Raw genomic sequence first — 20,952 nt, 5'->3', positions numbered from 1 at the left:
TCCCTTAGCCGACCCGCTCGGCGCGGCCGAAGATGCCCTGCGGCCGGAACAGCAGGATGAGGATGAGGATGACGAGGGCGGTGGCGTACTTGAAGTCACCGGGGAGCACGAGGTTCGTGAGCTCGACGACGACGCCGATGATCATCGATCCGACCAGCGCGCCGTAGGCCGTCCCGAGACCACCGAGGGTCACCGAGGCGAACATGAGCAGGAGCAGCTGCAGGCCGGTCTGCCAGTTCACGCCGTTCAGCACCAGGCCGAGCATCACGCCGGACAGGCCGGCGAGACCGGCGGCGAGCGTCCACACGAACCGGATGACCCGGTCGACGTCGATGCCGGACGCCGCGGCGAGCGCCGGGTTGTCCGACACCGCGCGGGTGGCCCGGCCGAAGCGGGTCTTCGCCAGGAACAGGCCGGTGGCGATCAGGACGACCAGCGCGATGCCCATCGCCACGTAGGACTGCACCGTGAGCGTGACGCCGGCGAACCGGACGGTCTCGGGGTTGCCCTGCTGGATCCGGACGGTCGCGGCGCCGAAGAAGTACTGGAACGCGTACTGGGCGGCGATCGACAGACCGATCGTCACGATCATGAGCTGCGTGAGGCTGATCCGCTTGCGCCGCAGTGGCCGCCAGATCCCGGCGTCCTGCAGGTACCCGGTCGCCGCGCACAGCAGCGTGACGACGATGCCGGTCACCCAGATGTTCCAGCCGAGCTGGTTCGCGAACACGTAGGCCAGCAGCCCGCCGAGGGTGACCTGCTCGCCGTGCGAGAAGCTCGACAGCCCCGTCGTGCCGTAGATGAGCGAGAGGCCGATCGACGCCAGCGCGATGAGCAGGCCGAGGCGGATCCCCGAGGCGAACTGCTGCCAGGCCCGCTGCGGGCTGACGCTCGACGAGTCCGTCGTGGTGGTGGCGCCCTTCTGGTCGGACAGCTGGAAGATCTGCCCGACGTTGGCGTTCAGGGTCGCCTGGACCTTGCGCTCCGCGTCTGCCGCGTTCGTCAGGTACTGGCCCTTCGGCAGGGTGTCCTGGTCGACGCTCACGGTGTACTCGCCGGCCTCGTCGACGCTGACCGACCAGCGGCCGTCGGCGTTCGTGGTGGCGGTCTCGGCGAAGCCGCCGGGCCCGGCGACGTCGACGTCGACGTCGTCGGCCGGTTCCCGCTCGGAGTCGGTGATCGTGCCCTGGATGCACCCGTTCGTCGGGCTGACGGTGCAGGCCTGGCTGGTCGCCGGTGCCGACGTGGCACTGAAGGCCGGCAGGGTGACCGCCCAGTCGATCAGGAAGGTCGCCAGGAACGCGGCGACGAGCACGGCCGCCAGGACCGGTCGTCGCCGGGCCTGGCGGAGGCGGAACAGGCGCGGCTGCGCCCGTCCCGGAGGAGTGATGGATCCCACGGAAGAGCCTCTCGTTCGGATGTCGAGTGACGCTATGGGGATTGTGTGACACCCGTGTTTCCAACTCGTTCCCGCTGTGAGTCGTCGCGCAACCGTGACCTGTGTGGAAGAGAGCCGCGATCCGTTCTCCCAGGCGGAACGCGGAATAGCGGGACGGCCCACGCGCGTTACCATGTCCTATCCGGAACCCGCCGTTGCGTTCTCGGTGTCTCGACCACTTCACTCGCCCACGAAGGGGACCCATGGACCAGCCGGATCCGTTCGGATTCATCGGACTCACGTACGACGACGTCATGCTCCTGCCGGGGCACACCGACGTCATCCCGAGCGAGGCGTCCACCGCGTCCCGGCTCACCAGGCGGATCTCCGTCAACGTCCCGCTGCTCTCCGCAGCGATGGACACCGTCACCGAAGCCCGCATGGCCATCGCCATGGCGCGGCAGGGTGGCATCGGGATCCTCCACCGCAACCTCTCCATCGAGGACCAGGCCGCCTACGTCGACAAGGTCAAGCGCTCCGAGTCGGGCATGATCACCAACCCGGTGACCACCACCCCGGACGCCACCGTGGCCGAGGTCGACGCGATCTGCGGACAGTTCCGGGTCTCCGGCCTGCCCGTGGTCGAAGCGGACGGCACCCTCGTCGGCATCATCACCAACCGCGACATGCGGTTCGTGGCGACGTTCGAGCAGTCGACCACCTTCGTGCGCGACGTCATGACCAAGGCGCCGCTGATCACCGCGATGGAGGGCATCGACCCCGAAGAAGCCATCGCGATCTTCGCGCAGCACAAGATCGAGAAGCTCCCGCTGGTGGACGCCGAGGGCAAGCTCCGCGGCCTCATCACCGTCAAGGACTTCGACAAGAGCGAGCAGTACCCGGACGCCACCAAGGACGACGAGGGCCGACTGCGCGTCGGTGCCGCGATCGGCTTCTTCGGCGACGCCTGGCAGCGTGCCGAGGCCCTGCGTGACGCGGGGGTCGACGTGCTCGTGGTCGACACCGCCAACGGCGAGAGCGAAGGCGTGCTCGACATGGTGCGCCGCCTCAAGGCCGACCCGTCCTTCGCGGACATCGACGTCATCGGCGGCAACGTCGCGACCCGTGCCGGTGCGCAGGCGCTCATCGACGCCGGTGTCGACGCCGTCAAGGTGGGCGTCGGACCCGGCTCGATCTGCACCACCCGCGTCGTCGCTGGCGTCGGCGTCCCGCAGGTCACCGCCGTGTACGAGGCGTCCCTCGCTGCGCGAGAGGCCGGCGTGCCGATCATCGCCGACGGTGGCTTGCAGTACTCGGGCGACATCGCGAAGGCCCTGGTGGCCGGTGCCGACACCGTCATGCTCGGTTCGCTGCTGGCCGGCACGGACGAGTCCCCCGGCGACCTGGTCTTCGTGGGCGGCAAGCAGTTCAAGGCGTACCGCGGGATGGGCTCCCTGGGCGCACTGCAGACCCGCGGCAAGAAGACCTCGTACTCGAAGGACCGCTACTTCCAGGCCGACGTCCCCAACGACGACAAGCTGATCCCCGAGGGCATCGAGGGCCAGGTGCCCTACCGCGGCTCGGTCGGCAACGTCGTGTACCAGCTCACCGGTGGACTCCGGCAGTCGATGTTCTACGTCGGCGGCCGCACGATCCCGGAGCTCAAGGCCCGCGGCAAGTTCGTCCGCATCACGGCTGCCGGGCTCAAGGAGTCGCACCCGCACGACGTCCAGATGGTCGTCGAGGCGCCGAACTACCGCAGCTGAGCCGACTGCACCCCGAACGCCCCGCTCCCCACCGGAGCGGGGCGTTCGTCGTCTGCCGGCAGTAGTGTCACGGCATGGTCAGCGCCGTCTCCCACACCACGATCGACTGCCGTGACGCCTTCGCTCTGTCGGAGTGGTGGAAGCAGGTCCTCGGCTACGTCGACATCGCCGACGACCCGAACGGCCCCGGGCACGAGGAGTGCATGATCACCGCTCCCGACGGCTCGCACCAGGTGCTGTTCATCCAGGTGCCCGAGGCGAAGTCCGTGAAGAACCGGATCCACTTCGACCTGCGTCCCACCGACCGCACGCGCGATGCCGAGGTCGAGCGGCTGCGGGGCATCGGTGCGACCGAACTCGCGGACCTCCGACACGACGACGGTGGGTGGGTCGTGTTCGCCGATCCGGAGGGCAACGAGTTCTGCGTGCTGCGTTCCGTGGCTGAACTCGACGGCTGACGCGCGGGCTGCGCGGCTCGCCGATCCCTGATCCTCCGCACAGAAACGATCACGGCTCGGTAACGAAACACTTTCCGTACCGCCCCGTCACACGGGCGAAACACCGGGACCCTACGTTTCTCGACATCCAGTGGAGGCGCCGCGTTCGACCCGAAGCGGCACGGCCTCCGCGCAGAGAAAGGGCTCCACGGATGATCAGAACCACCCGTGCCACCACGGCACTGGCGTTGGCAGGCGCAGTAGCCGTCCTGCTCGCCGCGTGTTCCACCACCAGCAGCGGCGACTCCCCGTCCAGCTCGGCGTCGAGCGGTGCGAAGAAGGACCCCGCCGCCAGTTGCAAGGCCCCCGACACCCCCAGCACCGATGCGCTGAAGATCGGCACGATCCTGCCGCTCACCGGTTCGCTGGCGTACCTGAACCCGCCGGCCGAGTCCGGTGTCGGCCTCGCGGTGAAGGACATCAACGCCGCGGGCGGCGTCCTCGACAAGGACGTCACCATCGACCCGGCGACGGACTCGGGCGACAGCAACGACATGACCGTGTCGAGCTCGGCGGCGACGAAGCTCGTGAACGCGAAGGTCCCGGTCGCGATCGGCGCCGAGTCCTCGTCGGTCACGCTCAACGTCATCGACCAGCTCACCAGCAACTGCATCGTCGAGATCTCACCCGCGAACACCGCGAGCGACCTGTCCGGCTACTCGTCGTACTACTACCGGACCGCTCCGCCGGACTCCGTGCAGGGTTCGGCACTCGGTCAGCTCGTGACCGGTGACGGCAACGCCAAGGTCGCGTTCCTCGTCTTCAACGACACCTACGGCACGGGCCTCCGCAACTCGGTGCAGTCCGCGGTCGAGGCCTCTGGTGGCCAGGTCGTCTACGGCGGCAAGGGCGAGGGCCAGGAGTTCCCGCCCGGTCAGACCACGTTCTCGTCCGAGGTGACGGCCGCACTCGCAGCCAAGCCGGACGCGATCGTCGTCCTGGCCTTCGACGAGACGAAGTCGATCATCCCGGAGCTCGTTTCGCAGGGGAACACGGCGAAGATCTACATGTCCGACGGCAACACGGCCGACTACTCGAAGGACTTCGACAAGGGCACCCTGACCGGCGCCCAGGGCACCATCCCCGGTGCCTCGCCGAAGGACGACTTCAAGAAGCAGCTGTCCGCCTTCTACAAGGACTCGTCGAACAAGACGCTCGCCGACTACTCGTACGCGGCGGAGTCCTACGACGCCACCGTCCTCGCCGCCCTCGCCGCGGTGAAGGGCAAGGGCACCGACTCGGGCACGATCCAGGCCAACATGGCCGCGGTCTCCGGAGCGGACGGCGGCACCGAGTGCGCCACGTTCAAGGAGTGCGTCGCGCTCCTCGACGACGGCAAGGACATCCACTACACCGGCCCGTCCGGCATCGGTCCGTTCGACGACAACAACGACCCGTCGAGCGCCTACATCGGCATCTACAAGTTCGACGGCGACAACAAGCCCGTCTACCAGAGCGCCATCCAGGGCGCGGTCAAGAAGTAGGGCACCGGCTCCACCTCACGAAAGCGACAGTTCCCTGCGGATCATCCGCAGGGAACTGTCGCTTTCGCGTGTGGGACGGGCGGACGGGAGGCCCGGGGTGCGTCCGTCAGGCGGGCTCGGCCGGAGCAGGTGCGAGCGCTCGGCGACGGGACGCCCGCGCGGCGGCGAACGAGTCCGCCGTCAGCACCACGAGCGCCAACCACACGATGCCGAAGCCGAACCAGCGCGCGGGCGGCATCGCCTCGTGCTGCACCACGACACCGACGAGCAGCTGCATCACGGGCGCGAGGTACTGCGTCAACCCGAGGGTCGACAGGCTCACCCGACGCGCCGAGGACGCGAAGAGCAGGAGCGGGACCGCCGTCGCCGGACCGGTGAGCACCGTCACGAGGACGTGCACCCAGCCCTCGCTCGTGAACGTCACGCCGCCGCCGAGCCCCGTCGCGCCGAGCACGACCAGCGCCACGACCGCGATCGGCAGCAGCCACACGGTCTCGATCGTCAGACCACTCAGCGCGTCGACCGTGCCGCCGACCCGCTTCTTCACCAGGCCGTACAGGCCGAACGAGCACGCCAGCACGAGCGAGATCCACGGCACCTGGCCGTAGCCGACGGCGATCACGACGACCGCGACGACGCTGATGCCGACCGCGGCCCACTGCGCCGGCCGCAGGCGTTCGCGGAGCACGACGACACCGAGCGCGATCGTGACGAGGGGGTTGATGAAGTACCCGAGCGCGGCCTCGACGGTGTGGCCGGTCGTGGTCGCCAGGACGTACACGGTCCAGTTCACCAGGATGAGGACCGCGGCCAGCCCCATCACGGCCATCACCCGGCGCTGCGCCATCAGGGTGCGGGTCCGAAGCCACGAGCGGGTGACGGCGATCGCGACCGCGCAGAACACCAGCCCGAAGACGATCCGCCAGGCGACGATCTCGAACGCGCCGGCCGGGGCCATCGCCGCGAAGAGCAGGGGCATGAGGCCCCAGAGCCCGTACGCGATGATCGCCTGCACCACGCCGACGGATGCCTCGCTGCGGACGGGTCGCGCGGGACTCGGTTCACTCACGGAACCATCCTAGGAACGGCCACCGACGGGCCGGGCGTGCCACGGGCCTCCCGGTCGGAGCCCGTGCACGCGACGGACCCGCCGGGAGCCCGCAGACGCACGAACGCCCCGCCGGCCGACAGGCCGAACGGGGCGTACGCGTGGAGTACTGGACTCAGTTGACGACGACCGCGAGGACGTCGCGGGCCGACAGGACCAGCAGGTCCTCGCCCGAGTACTTGACCTCGGTTCCGCCGTACTTGGAGTAGATGACCTTGTCACCCACGGCGACGTCCAGCGGGACGCGGTTGCCGTTGTCGTCGATGCGACCGGGGCCCACGGCGACGACCTCGCCCTCCTGGGGCTTCTCCTTCGCGGTGTCGGGGATGACCAGACCGGATGCAGTGGTCTGCTCCGCCTCGACCTGGCGGATGACGATGCGATCCTCGAGCGGCTTGATGCTGACGGCCACGGTGACCTCTTCTTTCTCGGTACGGACTCGGTACAGATGAAAACCGGGTTGGCACTACGCACAGGAGAGTGCCAACGCCAACTCTAGGGGGACACTGGCACTCGGTCAATCCGAGTGCCAGCACATCAGGGGAACATCCAGCACCTGGGAGGATCGGGACATGGAAGCCGCCGAACTCGCCGCACTGCTGACTCCCGACGGGATGGCCCTGCTCGACCGTACCCCCGGCGTCTCGGACGGCGGCGAGATCGTCCGGGTGGTGTCGCGGCTCCGTGCCGAGGGGCACGACCCGCAGCTCGTCGCGGCGGTCCTGACCCAGGCCAAGCTCCGGCAGAAGGCCCGTGGCAAGTTCGGCGACTTCGCCGGACGCATGCTCTTCACCGAGGCCGGACTCGAGCAGGCCACCCGCCTGCAGGTCGCCGCGCAGCACGCCGGACGCTTCGCCGCAGCCGGACTGACCCGGGTCGCCGACCTCGGGTGCGGGATCGGCGGCGACGCGATGGCGATGGCGGCGCTCGACCTCGACGTCACGGCGGTCGACCGTGACGAGGTCACCGCGGCGGTCGCCACGCACAACCTCGCGGTGTGGCCGAACGCCCGGGTCGAACTGGGCGACGCGGCCTCGTTCGACGTCTCCCGCGTCGACGGCATCTGGATGGACCCCGCACGTCGGACCTCCGGCCACTCCGACACCCGCCGGCTGGCCGACCCGGACGACTGGTCACCCTCGTTGGACACCGTGTTCGCCACCGCGACGACGACGCCGACCGGCGTGAAGCTCGGGCCGGGGATCGACCGCGACCTGATCCCGGACACCGCCGAGGCGCAGTGGACGTCCGTCGACCGCGAGGTCGTCGAGCTCGCGCTGTGGTTCGGACCCCTCGCCCGGCCGGGGATCCGCCGTGCCGCCACGGTGATCGGTGCGCACGGCATCGCCGAGATGACCGGCCCGGCAGACTCGGAGGACGCCGAGGTGGGGCCGCTCGGGGCCTACCTGTACGAGCCGGACGGCGCCGTCATCCGCGCACGGCTCATCGGCGACCTCGCCCGCGCCCTGGACGGCCACATGCTCTCCGACGGGATCGCGTACGTCACCTCGGACCGTGCCGCGTCGACGCCCTTCGCCCAGGGCTTCCGGGTGCTCGACACCATGCCGCTCGACGTCAAGCGGCTGGCAGCGCGGCTCGCCGCCGACGGCATCGGCACCGTCGAGATCAAGAAGCGCGGCGTCGACGTCGACCCGGCGCAGTTCCGCAAGCGCCTGCGGCTGCGCGGGACCGGTCGTGTGACCCTCGTGCTCACCCGGCTGGAGGGCCGGCACACCGCGATCCTGTGCGAGCGGCTCAGCTGAGGAACGCGCCGGTCCCCGAGTCGTAGCCGTAGTCGGAGTACGAGCTCTGGCCGATCACGCCGAGGAAGATGATGAAGGCGATCCAGATCAGCCAGACGCCGGTCATCACCCAGCCGGCGATGATGCCGGTCAGGGCGAGCCCTCGGCCGGCCTCACCGTTCTGCTTGATCTTGCCGAGCGCGACGTGGCCGAGGATCGCGCCGGCGGGGCCGAGCAGGATCGCGATGAACCACATCGGGACCGCGGCGAGTCCGAACACGATCGACAGGATCGCCAGCGTGTTCGTCTTCGGGCGCTGCGCGTAGGGCTGGTACCCCGTCGGACCGTAGGCACCCGCGGGCGCGTACGGCTGCTGCTGCGGCTGCGCGTAGGGGTTCTGGCCGCCCTGCTGCTGCGCGTACGGGTTCTGCTGGCCGTACGGGTTCTGGGCGGCGCCGTACGGGTCCTGCGCCGCCTGCGGTGCCGAGTACGGGTTCTGCGGCTGCTGCGGAGCCGCGTACGGGTTCGACGGCTGCGGCTGGCCGTACGGGTTGGACTGCTGCGGCTGACCGTACGGGTTCGGCTGCTGCGGTGCCGCGTACGGGTTCGACGGCTGCTGCTGCCCGTACGGGTTGGACTGCTGCGGCTGCTCGGGAGCCGACGGGGCCTGGGGTGCGTCGGGGGCCTGCGGTGCATCCGGAGCGGGCGTCCCCTCGGGCTGCCCGCCGGTCGTGCCGCCCGGCGTCGTCTCGCCCGGCTTCGGCCACTCGTTCTGATCGGACACCGTCAACCCCTCTCGGCGCCCGGTCTCTCCGACGCCACGTGAATCCTCCCACAGGCACCCGAGGGCCGACCGGTCGGAGCCCGGACGGTTCAGACCTGGACGGTCGTCACCGGCAACGTCGAGTCGGCCGCGATCCCGAGGTCGCTCGGCGCGTGCCCCTCGGCGACCAGCCGTGCGCCGACGGCCGCGATCATGGCGCCGTTGTCCGTGCACAGGTCGAACGGCGGGATCCGCAGCTGCACACCCGCGGCGGCGCACCGCTCCTCGGCGACCTGCCGCAGCCGAGCGTTCGCGACCACACCGCCACCGAGCAGGAGCCGGTCCACGCCGGTGTCGCGGCACGCGTTCAGGGCCTTGGTCAGCAGGACGTCGACGACGGCTTCGCGGAAGCTCGCGGCGACGTCGGCCACGGGCACCTCGCGGCCTTCGTCGCGGCGGCGCTCGACCCAGCGGGCGACGGCGGTCTTCAGCCCGGAGAACGAGAAGTCGTACCGGTGCGCGGCCAGGTCCTTCGGCAACGTCAGGCCGCGGGGGAACCGGATGGCCTTCGGGTCGCCGTCCGCCGCGGCGCGGTCGATCTGCGGCCCGCCGGGGTACGGCAGGCCGAGCAGCCGTGCGACCTTGTCGAACGCTTCACCCGCGGCGTCGTCGATGGTCTCGCCGAGCAGTTCGACGTCGCCGACCAGGTCCTTCACGAGCAGCAGCGAGGTGTGCCCGCCGGACACCAGCAGCGCGATCGTCGGCAGCTCGATGTCGCTGCCGTCCGTGCGCAGGACGTCGGCGCCGACGTGCCCGACCAGGTGGTTCACGCCGTACAGGGGCTTGCCGGTGGCGACGGCGAGCGCCTTCGCGGCACCGACCCCGACCATGAGCGCGCCCGCCAGCCCCGGCCCGGCGGTGACCGCGACGGCGTCGAGTTCGTCGAGGGTGACCCCGGCCCGCTCGAGTGCCTCGTGCAGCGTCGGGGTCATCGCCTCGAGGTGGGCCCGCGCGGCGACCTCGGGCACGACGCCGCCGTACCGGGCGTGCTCGTCCATGCTCGACGCGATGACGTTCGCGAGCAGGGTGCTCCCCCGCACGATGCCCACGCCCGTCTCGTCGCAGCTCGTCTCGATGCCGAGCACCAGTGGTTCAGCCACGCTCATCGAGCGCCTCCTGTCCGATCGGGCCGACGGTCGACGGCGTCGGCGTCGTCGTCGGCGTCGGCGCCGGCGCCGCGTCTACTGCGACCGGCAGCTCCGCCCGCATCACCCACGCGTCGACGCCGTCCGGCTGGTAGTACCGGGGCCGGGTCGCGATGTGCTCGAACCCGAACGCCGTGTACATCGACTGCGCGACGGGGTTGTCGGCGCGGACCTCGAGGAACACCTCGCGCACACCGCGGCGACGGGCCTCGTCGAGCAGGTCCGTGAAGAGCACCCGCCCGAGTCCCTTGCCGCGCTGCTCGGCCGCGACCGCGATGGTCTGCACGTCGGCGACCGGGTTGCCCGCCAACGAGGACAGTCCGGCGTACCCGACGACCGACGGCGCGGCCGAGTCGTCGACGGTCTCGATGACGACGTAGTACCCGTGCGGCGAGTACAGCTCGCCCGACATCTGCGACGCCGACCAGGCGTCCGTCGGGAACGAGACGTGCTCGAGCCACATGATGTCGTCGAGGTCCTGCGGGTGCGCCCGCCGCAGGCGGAGCCCGTCCGGCACCGTCACTGCTTCACCCGTTTCGGCGCACCCGGCACCGTGACGTCGGGTTCCCGCAGGTAGAGGGGGGTGTCCTGGTCGAACCCCGCGCCGGACCGCAGGCGGTCCGCGGCGAGTGATCCGAGCCTCCAGGCAGGGATGGACAGGGCAGTCACGCGGTCCCAGCCCACCGCTTCGGGCCGGGAGGCACGGATCGCCTCGTCGAGATCGGCCGGCCTGGCGAGACCCGGACCCGCAACGCGCGTGCCGGTCTGGTCGTACGCGCTCCAGTAGACCTCGCGTCGTCGGGCGTCCGTCAGGACGACGAACGGTCCGTCCCGTCGGCCGTCGCGCTCGTCGGCCGCGACCGCGTCGTGGCTGACGAGCGGCAGAACGGGCACGCCGACGGCGGCGGCGAAGGTGCGGGCGGCGGCGATGCCGACGCGCAGACCGGTGAACGGGCCGGGGCCCATGCCGGCGACGACGCCGGTGACGTCCGCGCCGGTGATGCCCGCTTCGGCCAGCGCCTCGGCCAGGAACGGGCCGATCACCTCGGCGTGCCGGCGGCTGTCCTCGGTGTCGCGGGTGGCGAGGGGCGTGCCGGTGGCCGGGTCGACGACGGCCACGGACGTTCCGGCGGAGGTGTCGATGGCGAGGAGCACCCGTCCATCGTAGGCGGGGGTCAGCGCACCGGCAGCCCGCGGGACCACGCGACCTCGTGCTCCAACTGCCCGGTCCGACGGAACAGGCGGACCTGGTGGGTGTCCGGCAGTGCGGTGGCCAGGGCCTGCCGGTCGGCGGATGTGAAGCCGAGCGACTGCCAGAACGGACCGGAGCGACGCGAGAACAGCCACGCGCGCTCCGCACCGACCTCGGTCGCCCGTTCGATCGCGAACCGCGCGAGACGGGTGCCGGCCCCGGATCCGCGGTGCTGCGGAGCGACGGCCACGCTCCGGATCAGCACGTGCACGCCGTCGGCACTCGCCTCGAAGCCGGTGCTGCCGACCACCCTGCCGTCGTCGTCGCGGTCGATCCAGAGCCGCACCGTCGGCTCGTCGAGCCCGGCCAAGGTCAGGTCCGCCCCGACGAGGAACGCACGGAGCGCCTCGACGTCGTCCGCGTCGACGGGCTGGAGGGTCAGAAGGCCACGCCTTCCCAGCGCGGGCCTGTTGCGGTGACGACGACGCGACGGGGCTCGTCGGGGACGTCGTCCGGGTCCGTGTCGTCGGCGGCTGCGTCCACGGCGCCGGTGGCCCGGGTGATCTCGACGTCGAGCACGCTGTCACTGATGCCGTCGACCATGCCGCGGCCCCACTCGACCACGACGATCGACGCATCCCAGTCGAGGTCGAGGTCGTCCAGCTCGACGGGGTCGGACAGCCGGTACGCGTCGACGTGCACCAGGTCCGGGCCGGCGGTGGTGGGGTGCGTCCGGGCGAGGACGAAGGTCGGGCTCGACACCTGGCCACGCGCGCCGAGGGCAGCGCCGAGGCCACGGGTCAGCGTCGTCTTGCCGGCGCCGAGCGGCCCGGTCAGCACGACCAGGTCCCCGGCACGCAGGACCGCGGCCAACCGCGCCCCGAGCTCGCCCATCGCATCGGTGCCGTCGACGGCTGCGTCCAGCAGGACCCGAGGGGTGCCGGTCACGACTGGTCGCCCCGCAGGTACTCCCCGACGCGTCCCTCGATGTCGTGGCCCTCGTAGAACCGTGGCACGCGGGGCCCGATGCGGCAGACGATCTCCTCGCCGATGGTGCCGAACGAACGGCCCCAGTCGAGGACGGTCATCTCGTCGTGCTCGCCGGTGCCGAACAGGGTCACGGTGTCGCCGGTGCGGACGTCGTCGTCGCCGACGTCGATCAGGAACTGGTCCATGGCCACACGGCCGGCGATCGGGTAGCGCTTGCCGCCGATCGCGACCTCGATGCGGCCCTGCGCCAGACGGGGGACGCCGTCCGCGTACCCGACGGGCACGAGCGCGAGCGTGGTCTCCGAGGCGGTGCGGTACGTGTAGTCGTACGAGACGCCGGTGTCGACGGGCACCCGCTTGGTCTTCGCGACCGACGCCGTCAGGGTCATCACGGGTTCGAGCCCGAGGTCGGCCGCCGAGACACCGTCCGCCCCGGGGATGCCGAACAGGTTGGCGCCCATCCGGACCATGTCCTTGCGGAACTCCTTGCGCTCCAACCCGGCGAGCGAGGCGGCGACGTGCTCCATCGGGAGGTCGAGCCCGAGGTCGTCGGCCTGCTCCACGGCGGCGTCGAAGAGCGCCACGGCGTCGGCGTCGTCCTGGTCCGAGGACTCCGCCAGGTGCGTGTACGCCGCGACGACCTCGATGCGGCCGGCGCGCTGGGCGTCCAGCGCGAGCGACACGAGCACTGGCCAGGCCGCCGGGGTCGCTCCGTCGCGGTGCAGCCCGGAGTCGAAGCCGAGGTGCACGCGCGCGGGTCGCTGGTCGACGGCGTCGATGACGCGCTGCAGCTCCGGGACGTTCGAGACACCGAGGTCGACGGCGGAGTCGATGGCGTCGCGGAAGTCCAGGGCGGGGTCGTGCTGCCAGGTGAAGAGGTGGACGTCCTCACCGACGCCGATCGACCGCAGACGCAGGGCCGCGGGGACCGTGAGCACCCCGATCCACCGGATGCCGGCGTCCACCGCGGCGAGCGCGATCGGCTCCAGACCGTGGCCGTAGGCGTCGGCCTTCATGATCGCCATGACCGCGACGGGGTCCATCCACTCGCGGACCAGGTCGAGGTTCGCGCGGTAGGCGTCCAGGTCGATCCGTGCCTGGCGCAGGGGTGCGGAGCTCACGTCGTCCTCCGGTGCACGCTGTGGCCGACCCGGGCGACCACCTCGTAGTTGATGGTGCCGATCGCGGCGGCCCAGTCCTCGACCGCGGGGTCGCCGTTCGCCGGGTCACCCCAGAGCACGGCTTCGTCGCCGATGCTGACGTCGGCGTCGCCGATGTCCACGTGCATGGCGTTCATCGCGACCCGGCCGACCACCGGGAACGTGCGGTCGCCGATGCGGACCGAGACCCGGTTGCCGAAGTCGCGGTCGAAGCCGTCGGCGTACCCGAGGCCGATGACAGCGAGGCGGGTGTCGGTCGACGCCCGCCAGGTGTAGCCGTAGGACACGCCCTCGCCGGCGGAGACGTCGACGGTGCGGAGCACGGCAGCGGTCACACGCATCGCGGGGCGGAGGCCGAGGTCGGCCGACGTGCGGTCGGTGAACGGGCTCAGGCCGTACAGGGCAAGCCCGACGCGGGACAGGTCGCGGCGCGTCTCCGGCACGGCGATGCTCGCGGCACTCGCGGCGAGGTGCACCAGGTCGGGCACGATCCCGCTGGCGGCCAGGCCGTCGAGTGCGCGCTGCAGTGCGGCGTCCTGGTCGAGGTCGTCCGTGCGCGACGCGTTCGACAGGTGCGACATCAGCCCCTCGACACGGGTGCGGTTGCCACCGCGGGCGAGGGCCCCGGCGGTCGCGAAGAGTTCGGTCCACTCGGACTCGACCGCACCGTTGCGGCTCAGGCCGGTGTCGACGCAGATGTGCACGGCGCCGACTTCGGAGTCGGCAGCGGCGGACAACTGCTCGACGCTCGACACCGCCGGGGTGATGCCGTACTGCGCTGCCCGGCGGAAGTCCTCGTCCGGGGCGTGCAACCAAGCGAGGATCCGGACGTCCTCGTCGATGCCGCCCTGCCGGAGCGCGACGGCCTCGTCGATGTCCGCGACGCCGAGCCACTCGGCACCGGCGTCGACGAAGGCCCGTGCGGCGTCGAGCGCGCCGTGGCCGTAGGCGTTGGCCTTGACGACCGCGATGACACCGGCCGGTGCGACCTGCTCGGCGATCGTCGCGTAGTTCTCGATCAGCGCTTCACGATCGACCGTGATGCCGGTGAACGCACTCACTTCGTTGTTCCCTCCAGGACCACGAACGCGGTCGCGATCCCTCCATCATGCGAGAGCGACAGGTGCACGCTCGTCACGCCACGCGCATCCGCCACCTGTCGCGCCTGTTGGTGCAGCGTCAGCGACGGGTTGCGCTGGTCGTCCGACACGACCTCGAGGTCCTGCCAGCTGAGCCCGGCACTGGAGCCGAACGCCTTGATCAGGGCCTCCTTGGCCGCGAACCGCGCAGCGAGCGACGCGATCGGCCGTTGTTCGCCGTCGCGGACCTGCTCGGCCGGGGTGAACAACCGTGCACGCATCGCCGGCGTGCGCGACAGCACCCGTTCGAACCGCTCCAGGTCCACCACGTCGACCCCGATGCCGATGATCATCGTGCGACTACTCGACGGTGACCGACTTCGCGAGGTTGCGCGGCTGGTCGACGTCGAGGCCCTTGGCCGCGGCGAGCTCCATGCCGAACATGTGCAGCGGCGCCACGGCGAGCAGCGGCTCGAACAGCGGGGTCGCGAGCGGGATGCGCAGCACCTCGTCGGCGAAGGGCAGCACGGCGGCGTCGCCCTCTTCCGCGATGGCGATCACGCGAGCACCACGGGCGCGGATCTCCTGGATGTTCGACACGACCTTCGGGTGCAGCGACCGCGGGTCACGCGGCGACGGCACGATGACGAAGACGATCTGCCCGGGCTCGATGAGCGCGATCGGGCCGTGCTTGAGCTCACCGGCGGCGAAGCCCTCGGCGTGGATGTACGCGAGCTCCTTGAGCTTGAGTGCACCCTCGAGCGCGATCGGGTAGCCGACGTGGCGACCGAGGAACAGCACGCTGCGGGTGTCCGCCATCCAGCGCGCCAGGTCCTTGATGCCAGCGGCGTCCTCGATGGTCTGCTGCAGCTTCGGGGCCAGGCCCTCGAGCTCGGCGACCTGCTCGGCGATCTGCTCCGCCGTCATGGTGCCGCGGAGGGTGGCCAGGTGCAGGCCCAGCAGGTACAGCGCGACGCCCTGGGCGATGAAGGCCTTCGTCGACGCGACGGCGACCTCGGGCCCGGCGTGCGTGTAGATCACGGCGTCGGACTCGCGCGGGATCGTCGCGCCCTGGGTGTTGCAGATCGACAGAACCTGCGCGCCCTGCTCGCGGGCGTACTTGACGGCCATGAGCGTGTCCATGGTCTCGCCGGACTGGCTGATCGAGACGACGAGGGTGCGGTCGTTCAGCACCGGGTCGCGGTAGCGGAACTCGTGGGCGAGCTCGACCTCGACCGGGATGCGGGCCCACTGCTCGATGGCGTACTTGCCGAGGATGCCGGCGTACGCAGCGGTGCCGCAGGCGATCACGATGACGCGGTCGACCGCGGCCAGGCGCTCGGCGATCGGGTCGAGGTCGGTCAGGGTGACGGCACCGTCGTGCACGCGGCCGAGGATCGTCTTGGCGACGGCCTCGGGCTCTTCGCTGATCTCCTTCGCCATGAACGAGGACCAGCCGCCCTTGTCGGCCGCGGAGGCGTCCCAGTTCACCTCGAACTCGCTCGGGGTGGCCGGGGTGCCGTCGAAGTGGATGACGTCGACGCGGTCGGGGCGGATCGTGGCGATCTCGTCCTGCCCGATGGCGAGCGCGCGCTGCGTGTAGGCGACGAACGCGGCGACGTCCGAGCCCATGAAGTTCTCGCCGTCGCCCAGGCCCACCACGAGCGGGGAGTTGCGACGGGCGCCGACGACGACGCCGGGCTGGTCGGCGTGCACGACGAGGAGCGTGAACGCCCCGTCCAGTCGCTGCACGGCCTGCTGCATGGCGGCGGTCAGGTCACCGGTCTCGCGGAACGCCCGACCGACCAGGTGCGCGGCGACCTCGGAGTCGGTCTCGCTGCGGAACTCGATGCCTTCGGCCTGCAGCTCGGCGCGCAGCTCGGAGAAGTTCTCGATGATGCCGTTGTGGATGAGGGCGAGCTTGTCGCCGTCGGCCAGGTGCGGGTGGGCGTTGCCGTCCGTCGGGCCGCCGTGGGTCGCCCAGCGGGTGTGCCCGATGCCCGTGGTGCCGTCCGGGATCGGCGACGACTCGAGCTCGTCGACGAGGGCCTGGAGCTTGCCCGCCTTCTTGGCGGAGACGAGGTCCCCCGCAGGATCGACCACGGCGATGCCCGCCGAGTCGTAGCCGCGGTACTCGAGGCGACGGAGGCCACCGAGGAGGACGTCCTGGCTGCTGTTGCTGCCGACGTAGCCGACGATTCCACACATGGAAGCGATCCTACGGTCTGCCTGAGCGCGGACCCTGCGAAGCAGCAGGGCTGGGGATAACGTTTCGGCCATGGGACGCTTCGACGACATCGCCATCACCACGCTGCACGGCGAGGACACCACCTTCGGCTCGTTCGCGGACAAGGCGGTGCTGGTCGTGAACGTCGCGTCGCGGTGTGGCCTCGCTCCGCAGTACGAGCAGCTCGAGGCCCTCCAGAAGCAGTACGGCCCGCGAGGCTTCACGGTCCTCGGGTTCCCGAGCAACCAGTTCCTGCAGGAGCTCGGCTCGTCCGAGGCCATCGACGAGTACTGCTCCACCACGTGGGGCGTCACCTTCCCGATGTCCGAGAAGGTCAAGGTGAACGGCAAGAGCGCGCACCCGCTCTACCAGGCGCTCAAGGAGACCCCGGACGCCGACGGCAAGGCCGGACGGGTCAGCTGGAACTTCGAGAAGTTCCTCGTCGCCCCCGACGGCACCGTCTCGCGCTTCCGTCCGACCACGAAGCCGGACGCTCCCGAGGTGATCGCGGCCATCGAGGCCGCCCTGCCCGCCTGACGCACCGCGTCCTGCGGACGCACACCGAGCACTGGACGGGAGGCCCGGTGCAGGTGAGCCGGTCAGCTCACCTGCACCGGGCCTCCCGTCTGTACGCTCGTCCCCATGCCGATCCCGGAGACCGCCGTCGCGCACCCGACCCCGTTCGTGGAGATCCCGCGGCACGAGTGGTCGCAGCTCGCACCCAAGGAGCACCTGTCGCTCACCGAGACCGAGATCGTGCAGCTGCGCGGGCTCGGCGACCGGCTGGACATGCAGGAGGTGCAGGAGGTCTACCTGCCGCTGTCACGGCTGCTGACGCTCTACGCCGCCGGTGCACGGAACCTGCACGCCGAGACGAGCCGGTTCCTCGGTGACCGCGCCGGTCGCACGCCGTTCGTCATCGGCGTCGCGGGCTCCGTCGCCGTCGGCAAGTCGACCGTCGCCCGACTGCTCCGCGAGCTGACGAAGCGCTGGCCGGACACCCCGCGGGTCGAGCTGGTGACCACCGACGGCTTCCTGTACCCGAACGCCGAGCTCGAGCGTCGCGGGATCATGGACCGGAAGGGCTTCCCGGAGTCCTACGACCGTCGCTCCCTGCTGCGGTTCGTCAGCCAGGTGAAGAGCGGCGCGACCGAGGTCCGGGCGCCGTACTACTCGCACCTGGTCTACGACATCGTGCCGGACGCCGAGATCGTCGTCCGCCAGCCGGACATCCTCATCGTCGAGGGCCTGAACGTGCTCGCCCCGCCGGTGCACGGGCGGCTCGCGCTGTCCGATCTGTTCGACTTCACGATCTACGTCGACGCCAAGACCAAGGACATCGAGGCCTGGTACGTCGACCGGTTCCTGGCCCTGCAGGAAGAGGCGTTCTCGAGCCCGGACTCGTTCTTCCACCGGTTCGCCTCGCTGTCGCGCGACGACGCGGTCCGGACGGCGACCGAGGTCTGGCGGGCGATCAACGAACCGAACCTGCTCGAGAACGTCCTACCGACCCGGTCCCGCGCGACCCTGGTGCTCAAGAAGGCCGCCGACCACAAGGTGAACTCGGTCCTGCTCCGCAAGATCTAGTCGGAGCGTTGCCTGCACGGCCGGTGCGGATCCGCCCGCACAACCAAAGTGCGTTCGAACCGCGCATCTGCATGGTTCGAACGAACTTTGGTTGTGCAGCGTGCGGTCGGCACTCCGCCCTACGCGGCGTCGAGCGCCAGGCGCTCCTGCACGACGGCGGCGAGCTCCTCGGCGATGCGCTGGGCATCGTCCTGCGAGGCGGCCTCGACCATCACGCGCACGACGGGCTCGGTGCCCGACGGACGGAGCAGCACACGGCCGCTGTCTCCGAGCGCCTCGCTGGCGGCGGCGATGGCGTCCTGCACACCCTGGTCGGCGAGACCGTGCCGGTCGACCCCGCGCACGTTGAGCAGCACCTGCGGGAACACCGTCATGCACGAGGCGAGCTCCTGCAGCGACTTCCCGGTGCGCGCCATCTCGGCGACCAGGTGCAGCCCGGTCAGGATGCCGTCACCCGTGGTGGCGTACTCGTTGAAGATGATGTGGCCGGACTGCTCGCCACCGATGGAGTAGTCGCCCTCGTTCATCTTCTCGAGCACGTAGCGGTCGCCGACGCCGGCCTCGATCACGGTGATGCCCGCATCCGCCATGGCGCGCTTGAGCCCGAGGTTGGACATGACCGTCGCGACGAGGGTGTCGTCCTTCAGCCGGCCGCGCTCCTGCAACGACAGCGCCAGGATCGCCATGATCTGGTCACCATCGATGGCGTTGCCCGCGGCGTCCACCGCCAGGCAGCGGTCGGCGTCGCCGTCGTGCGCGATGCCGATGTCCGCGCCGGCAGCCAGGACGGCGCGGGACAGGTTGTCGATGTGGGTCGAGCCGACGCCGTCGTTGATGTTCCAGCCGTCGGGCTCGGCGCCGATGAGCGTCACGCGGGCCCCGGCGTTCACGAACACCTCGGGCGAGACGCCGGCGGCAGCACCGTTGGCGCAGTCGAGCACGACGTGGATGCCGTCGAGCCGGTGCGGCAACGTGCCGAGCAGGTGGACGACGTAGCGGTCCTCGGCGTCGGCGAACCGGGTGATCCGACCGACGTCGATGCCGGTGGGGGTCGGCGCGGAGTGGTCGTGCATGGCCGCTTCGATGCGGTCCTCGACCTCGTCCGGCAGCTTGCGACCACCCGTGGCGAAGAACTTGATCCCGTTGTCCGGGGCAGGGTTGTGCGACGCGGAGATCATCACGCCGAAGTCGGCGTCGATGTCCGCGACGAGGAACGCCGCAGCGGGGGTGGGGATGACCCCGGCGTCGAGCACGTCGACGCCGGCGGAAGCGAGCCCGGCCGCGACGGCGGCACCGAGGAACTCGCCGGAGACGCGCGGGTCACGCGCGAGGACCGCGCGCGGGCGCGGTCGACCGGACGCCCGGCGGGCGTCGGCATGGTGTCCGTGTGTGAGGACGGCCGCGCTCGCCTGGGCAAGACCCAGTGCGAGCGCGGCCGTCAGCTCGCCGTTGGCGAGACCACGAACCCCGTCGGTACCGAACAGACGCGGCATTGCGATCTTCAGCCGGTGACGACTAGCGCTTCGAGAACTGCGAAGCCTTGCGGGCCTTCTTGAGACCGGCCTTCTTGCGCTCGATGACGCGGGCGTCACGGGTGAGGAAGCCGGCCTTCTTGAGGGTCGCGCGGTTGTTCTCGCGGTCGATCTCGTTCAGCGTGCGGGCGATGGCGAGGCGGAGTGCGCCGGCCTGACCCGAGGGGCCGCCACCGGTGATGCGGGCGACGACGTCGTACGAGCCGAGGAGCTCGAGGACCTTGAACGGGTCGTTGATGAGCTGCTGGTGCAGCTTGTTCGGGAAGTAGTCCTCGAGCGAGCGACCGTTCACGACGAACGTGCCGGAGCCCGGAACGAGGCGAACGCGCGCGATGGCCTCCTTGCGGCGCCCGACGGCACCGCCGGAGACGTTGAGGATCTGACGGGGAGCAGCCTCGGCAGCGGCGGGTGCGCTCTCCGTGGTGAAGCTCTCCGGGGTCTGGTCGAGGGAATCAGCGATCTGAGCCATGAGTTTCTCTATGTCCTTGAAGTCGTCGTGGCCGGAACTACTGTGCGACCTGGTCGAAGATGTACGCCTTGGGCTGCTGCGCGGAGTGCGGGTGCTCCGCGCCGGCGTAGACCTTCAGCTTCTTGAGCTGCTCGCGACCGAGGGTGTTCTTCGGCAGCATGCCGCGGATCGCCTTCTCGACGGCGCGGGTGGGGTGCTTCTCGAGCATCTCCGGGTAGGAGGTCGCCGTCAGGCCGCCCGGGTACCCGGAGTGGCGGTAGTAGACCTTCTTCGCGAGCTTCGAACCGGTCAGGGCGACCTTGTCGGCGTTCACGATGATGACGTAGTCACCCATGTCCATGTGCTGGGCGAAGGTGGCCTTGTGCTTGCCGCGCAGGAGCGCCGCGGCGTGGGTGGCGAGACGGCCGAGGACGACGTCGGTCGCGTCGATGACGATCCAGTCGTGCTGGACGTCTGCCGGCTTCGGTGAGAACGTGCGAGTCACAGGAGTGCTGCTTTCGTGTCGAGGTGAGGAGTCCGTGAATCCCACTCCGGTCGGGGTTCCCCACGGCAGAAGCCGGCGGAACGCCCGGATGGAGGGCTCATCTGACTGTCCGGCGCGCGTGGCGCACAGACCAAGGTGAGAGCCTAGCCGACGCGGGTCGCGTCGGTCAAACGCAGCCACTGCCGGACGGGAGGCACGTGGCGGCCTCGCCACGGGCCTCCCGTCCGTCCGTGGGTCGCGCCCACCCCGCATGGTGAGCAGGAATGGTCGGGTCGCGCACGGCGAACCC

Annotated in this window: 22 protein-coding genes; 6 read left to right on the top strand and 16 right to left on the bottom strand. The window is 70.5% G+C overall.

Translation table 11 applies throughout. The features are described 5' to 3' along the window. Positions 1-4: 4 nt before the first annotated feature. Positions 5-1,399 carry a branched-chain amino acid ABC transporter permease gene (locus EDF53_RS08650; protein WP_235035783.1) on the bottom strand — a complete coding sequence of 465 codons (1,395 nt, stop codon included), beginning with the start codon at positions 1,397-1,399 and terminating at the stop codon, positions 5-7. A 242-nt stretch (positions 1,400-1,641) separates the two neighbouring features. Here EDF53_RS08650 and guaB point away from each other — a divergent pair, with 242 nt between their 5' ends. From guaB to EDF53_RS08635, 3 genes are all read left to right on the top strand, one after another. Beyond that, positions 1,642-3,144 carry an IMP dehydrogenase gene (guaB, locus tag EDF53_RS08645; protein WP_123293173.1) on the top strand — a complete coding sequence of 501 codons (1,503 nt, stop codon included), beginning with the start codon at positions 1,642-1,644 and terminating at the stop codon, positions 3,142-3,144. Positions 3,145-3,218: 74 nt separating this feature from the next. Continuing rightward, the gene (locus tag EDF53_RS08640) at positions 3,219-3,602 is read left to right on the top strand and encodes a VOC family protein (RefSeq protein WP_123293171.1); all 384 of its coding nucleotides are present in this window, start codon (positions 3,219-3,221) and stop codon (positions 3,600-3,602) included. A 191-nt stretch (positions 3,603-3,793) separates the two neighbouring features. Next, positions 3,794-5,125, top strand: a complete 1,332-nt coding sequence (locus tag EDF53_RS08635) for an ABC transporter substrate-binding protein (RefSeq protein ID WP_123293169.1) — start codon at positions 3,794-3,796, stop codon at positions 5,123-5,125. A gap of 106 nt (positions 5,126-5,231) precedes the next feature. Here the strand turns inward: EDF53_RS08635 and rarD are convergent, their stop codons facing one another. Together rarD and groES are read right to left on the bottom strand one after the other, a co-directional pair. Beyond that, on the bottom strand, positions 5,232-6,194 hold the full coding sequence (gene rarD, locus EDF53_RS08630; protein WP_181437351.1) for an EamA family transporter RarD: 963 nt from the start codon (positions 6,192-6,194) through the stop codon (positions 5,232-5,234). 154 nt (positions 6,195-6,348) lie between these two features. After that, positions 6,349-6,645, bottom strand: a complete 297-nt coding sequence (groES, locus tag EDF53_RS08625) for a co-chaperone GroES (RefSeq protein WP_110893972.1) — start codon at positions 6,643-6,645, stop codon at positions 6,349-6,351. Positions 6,646-6,805: 160 nt separating this feature from the next. Here groES and EDF53_RS08620 point away from each other — a divergent pair, with 160 nt between their 5' ends. Then, positions 6,806-7,996, top strand: a complete 1,191-nt coding sequence (locus tag EDF53_RS08620; RefSeq protein ID WP_123293167.1) for a class I SAM-dependent methyltransferase — start codon at positions 6,806-6,808, stop codon at positions 7,994-7,996. On the opposite strand, the gene EDF53_RS08615 is transcribed toward EDF53_RS08620, so the two are convergent. From EDF53_RS08615 to glmS, 10 genes are all read right to left on the bottom strand, one after another. Continuing rightward, positions 7,989-8,759: a DUF4190 domain-containing protein gene (locus EDF53_RS08615; RefSeq protein ID WP_148058306.1), complete on the bottom strand. Its 771-nt coding sequence runs from the start codon at positions 8,757-8,759 to the stop codon at positions 7,989-7,991. The two genes, EDF53_RS08620 and EDF53_RS08615, sit on opposite strands and share 8 nt — an antisense overlap. A gap of 89 nt (positions 8,760-8,848) precedes the next feature. Next, positions 8,849-9,904 carry a tRNA (adenosine(37)-N6)-threonylcarbamoyltransferase complex transferase subunit TsaD gene (gene tsaD / locus EDF53_RS08610; protein WP_123293164.1) on the bottom strand — a complete coding sequence of 352 codons (1,056 nt, stop codon included), beginning with the start codon at positions 9,902-9,904 and terminating at the stop codon, positions 8,849-8,851. Beyond that, positions 9,891-10,466: a ribosomal protein S18-alanine N-acetyltransferase gene (rimI, locus tag EDF53_RS08605; RefSeq protein WP_185020988.1), complete on the bottom strand. Its 576-nt coding sequence runs from the start codon at positions 10,464-10,466 to the stop codon at positions 9,891-9,893. Before rimI ends, tsaD begins: the two co-directional genes overlap by 14 nt. Next, positions 10,463-11,098 (bottom strand): tRNA (adenosine(37)-N6)-threonylcarbamoyltransferase complex dimerization subunit type 1 TsaB, encoded by a 636-nt coding sequence (tsaB, locus tag EDF53_RS08600; protein ID WP_111083432.1) that lies wholly within the window; start codon positions 11,096-11,098, stop codon positions 10,463-10,465. The genes rimI and tsaB overlap by 4 nt, the downstream gene beginning before the upstream one ends. 20 nt (positions 11,099-11,118) lie before the next feature. Beyond that, complete coding sequence (locus EDF53_RS08595; RefSeq protein ID WP_260215247.1) at positions 11,119-11,505, bottom strand: GNAT family N-acetyltransferase; 387 nt, start codon at positions 11,503-11,505, stop codon at positions 11,119-11,121. Between the two features lie 68 nt (positions 11,506-11,573). Next, on the bottom strand, positions 11,574-12,083 hold the full coding sequence (gene tsaE, locus EDF53_RS08590; protein ID WP_260215246.1) for a tRNA (adenosine(37)-N6)-threonylcarbamoyltransferase complex ATPase subunit type 1 TsaE: 510 nt from the start codon (positions 12,081-12,083) through the stop codon (positions 11,574-11,576). Then, on the bottom strand, positions 12,080-13,246 hold the full coding sequence (alr, locus tag EDF53_RS08585) for an alanine racemase (RefSeq protein ID WP_185020987.1): 1,167 nt from the start codon (positions 13,244-13,246) through the stop codon (positions 12,080-12,082). The genes tsaE and alr (EDF53_RS08585) overlap by 4 nt, the downstream gene beginning before the upstream one ends. Further along, positions 13,243-14,346 (bottom strand): alanine racemase, encoded by a 1,104-nt coding sequence (alr, locus tag EDF53_RS08580; RefSeq protein ID WP_123293158.1) that lies wholly within the window; start codon positions 14,344-14,346, stop codon positions 13,243-13,245. Before alr (EDF53_RS08580) ends, alr (EDF53_RS08585) begins: the two co-directional genes overlap by 4 nt. Further along, positions 14,343-14,717 (bottom strand): holo-ACP synthase, encoded by a 375-nt coding sequence (locus EDF53_RS08575; protein WP_123293157.1) that lies wholly within the window; start codon positions 14,715-14,717, stop codon positions 14,343-14,345. The genes alr (EDF53_RS08580) and EDF53_RS08575 overlap by 4 nt, the downstream gene beginning before the upstream one ends. Before the next feature lie 7 nt (positions 14,718-14,724). Next, the gene (gene glmS / locus EDF53_RS08570; protein WP_123293156.1) at positions 14,725-16,572 is read right to left on the bottom strand and encodes a glutamine--fructose-6-phosphate transaminase (isomerizing); all 1,848 of its coding nucleotides are present in this window, start codon (positions 16,570-16,572) and stop codon (positions 14,725-14,727) included. 70 nt (positions 16,573-16,642) lie between these two features. Here glmS and EDF53_RS08565 point away from each other — a divergent pair, with 70 nt between their 5' ends. Beyond that, the gene (locus EDF53_RS08565; protein ID WP_111083439.1) at positions 16,643-17,128 is read left to right on the top strand and encodes a glutathione peroxidase; all 486 of its coding nucleotides are present in this window, start codon (positions 16,643-16,645) and stop codon (positions 17,126-17,128) included. A 105-nt stretch (positions 17,129-17,233) separates the two neighbouring features. After that, positions 17,234-18,178 (top strand): type I pantothenate kinase, encoded by a 945-nt coding sequence (gene coaA / locus EDF53_RS08560; RefSeq protein ID WP_123293155.1) that lies wholly within the window; start codon positions 17,234-17,236, stop codon positions 18,176-18,178. A 119-nt stretch (positions 18,179-18,297) separates the two neighbouring features. On the opposite strand, the gene glmM is transcribed toward coaA, so the two are convergent. Genes glmM through rplM form a run of 3 tightly spaced genes read right to left on the bottom strand, consistent with a single transcriptional unit; the run spans position 18,298 to position 20,663 of the window. Beyond that, complete coding sequence (gene glmM, locus EDF53_RS08555) at positions 18,298-19,671, bottom strand: phosphoglucosamine mutase (protein ID WP_123293154.1); 1,374 nt, start codon at positions 19,669-19,671, stop codon at positions 18,298-18,300. Between the two features lie 22 nt (positions 19,672-19,693). Further along, positions 19,694-20,179 (bottom strand): 30S ribosomal protein S9, encoded by a 486-nt coding sequence (gene rpsI / locus EDF53_RS08550; RefSeq protein WP_111083442.1) that lies wholly within the window; start codon positions 20,177-20,179, stop codon positions 19,694-19,696. Between the two features lie 37 nt (positions 20,180-20,216). Next, the gene (gene rplM, locus EDF53_RS08545; RefSeq protein WP_071259898.1) at positions 20,217-20,663 is read right to left on the bottom strand and encodes a 50S ribosomal protein L13; all 447 of its coding nucleotides are present in this window, start codon (positions 20,661-20,663) and stop codon (positions 20,217-20,219) included. Between the last annotated feature and the right edge of the window lie 289 nt (positions 20,664-20,952).

The organism is Curtobacterium sp. PhB78, assembly GCF_003751685.1.
In the GTDB taxonomy this organism is placed as follows: domain Bacteria; phylum Actinomycetota; class Actinomycetes; order Actinomycetales; family Microbacteriaceae; genus Curtobacterium.
This window is presented reverse-complemented; position numbering and strand designations above follow the sequence as displayed.

Excerpts from the sequence above, each read along its gene's own strand:
- guaB (WP_123293173.1), top strand. The coding sequence starts at position 1,642 with ATGGACCAGCCGGATCCGTTCGGATTCATCGGACTCACGTACGACGAC.
- EDF53_RS08640 (WP_123293171.1), top strand. The coding sequence starts at position 3,219 with ATGGTCAGCGCCGTCTCCCACACCACGATCGACTGCCGTGACGCCTTC.
- EDF53_RS08635 (WP_123293169.1), top strand. The coding sequence starts at position 3,794 with ATGATCAGAACCACCCGTGCCACCACGGCACTGGCGTTGGCAGGCGCA.
- EDF53_RS08620 (WP_123293167.1), top strand. The coding sequence starts at position 6,806 with ATGGAAGCCGCCGAACTCGCCGCACTGCTGACTCCCGACGGGATGGCC.
- tsaD (WP_123293164.1), bottom strand. The coding sequence starts at position 9,904 with ATGAGCGTGGCTGAACCACTGGTGCTCGGCATCGAGACGAGCTGCGAC.
- EDF53_RS08575 (WP_123293157.1), bottom strand. The coding sequence starts at position 14,717 with ATGATCATCGGCATCGGGGTCGACGTGGTGGACCTGGAGCGGTTCGAA.
- glmS (WP_123293156.1), bottom strand. The coding sequence starts at position 16,572 with ATGTGTGGAATCGTCGGCTACGTCGGCAGCAACAGCAGCCAGGACGTC.
- EDF53_RS08565 (WP_111083439.1), top strand. The coding sequence starts at position 16,643 with ATGGGACGCTTCGACGACATCGCCATCACCACGCTGCACGGCGAGGAC.
- coaA (WP_123293155.1), top strand. The coding sequence starts at position 17,234 with ATGCCGATCCCGGAGACCGCCGTCGCGCACCCGACCCCGTTCGTGGAG.
- glmM (WP_123293154.1), bottom strand. The coding sequence starts at position 19,671 with ATGCCGCGTCTGTTCGGTACCGACGGGGTTCGTGGTCTCGCCAACGGC.
- rpsI (WP_111083442.1), bottom strand. The coding sequence starts at position 20,179 with ATGGCTCAGATCGCTGATTCCCTCGACCAGACCCCGGAGAGCTTCACC.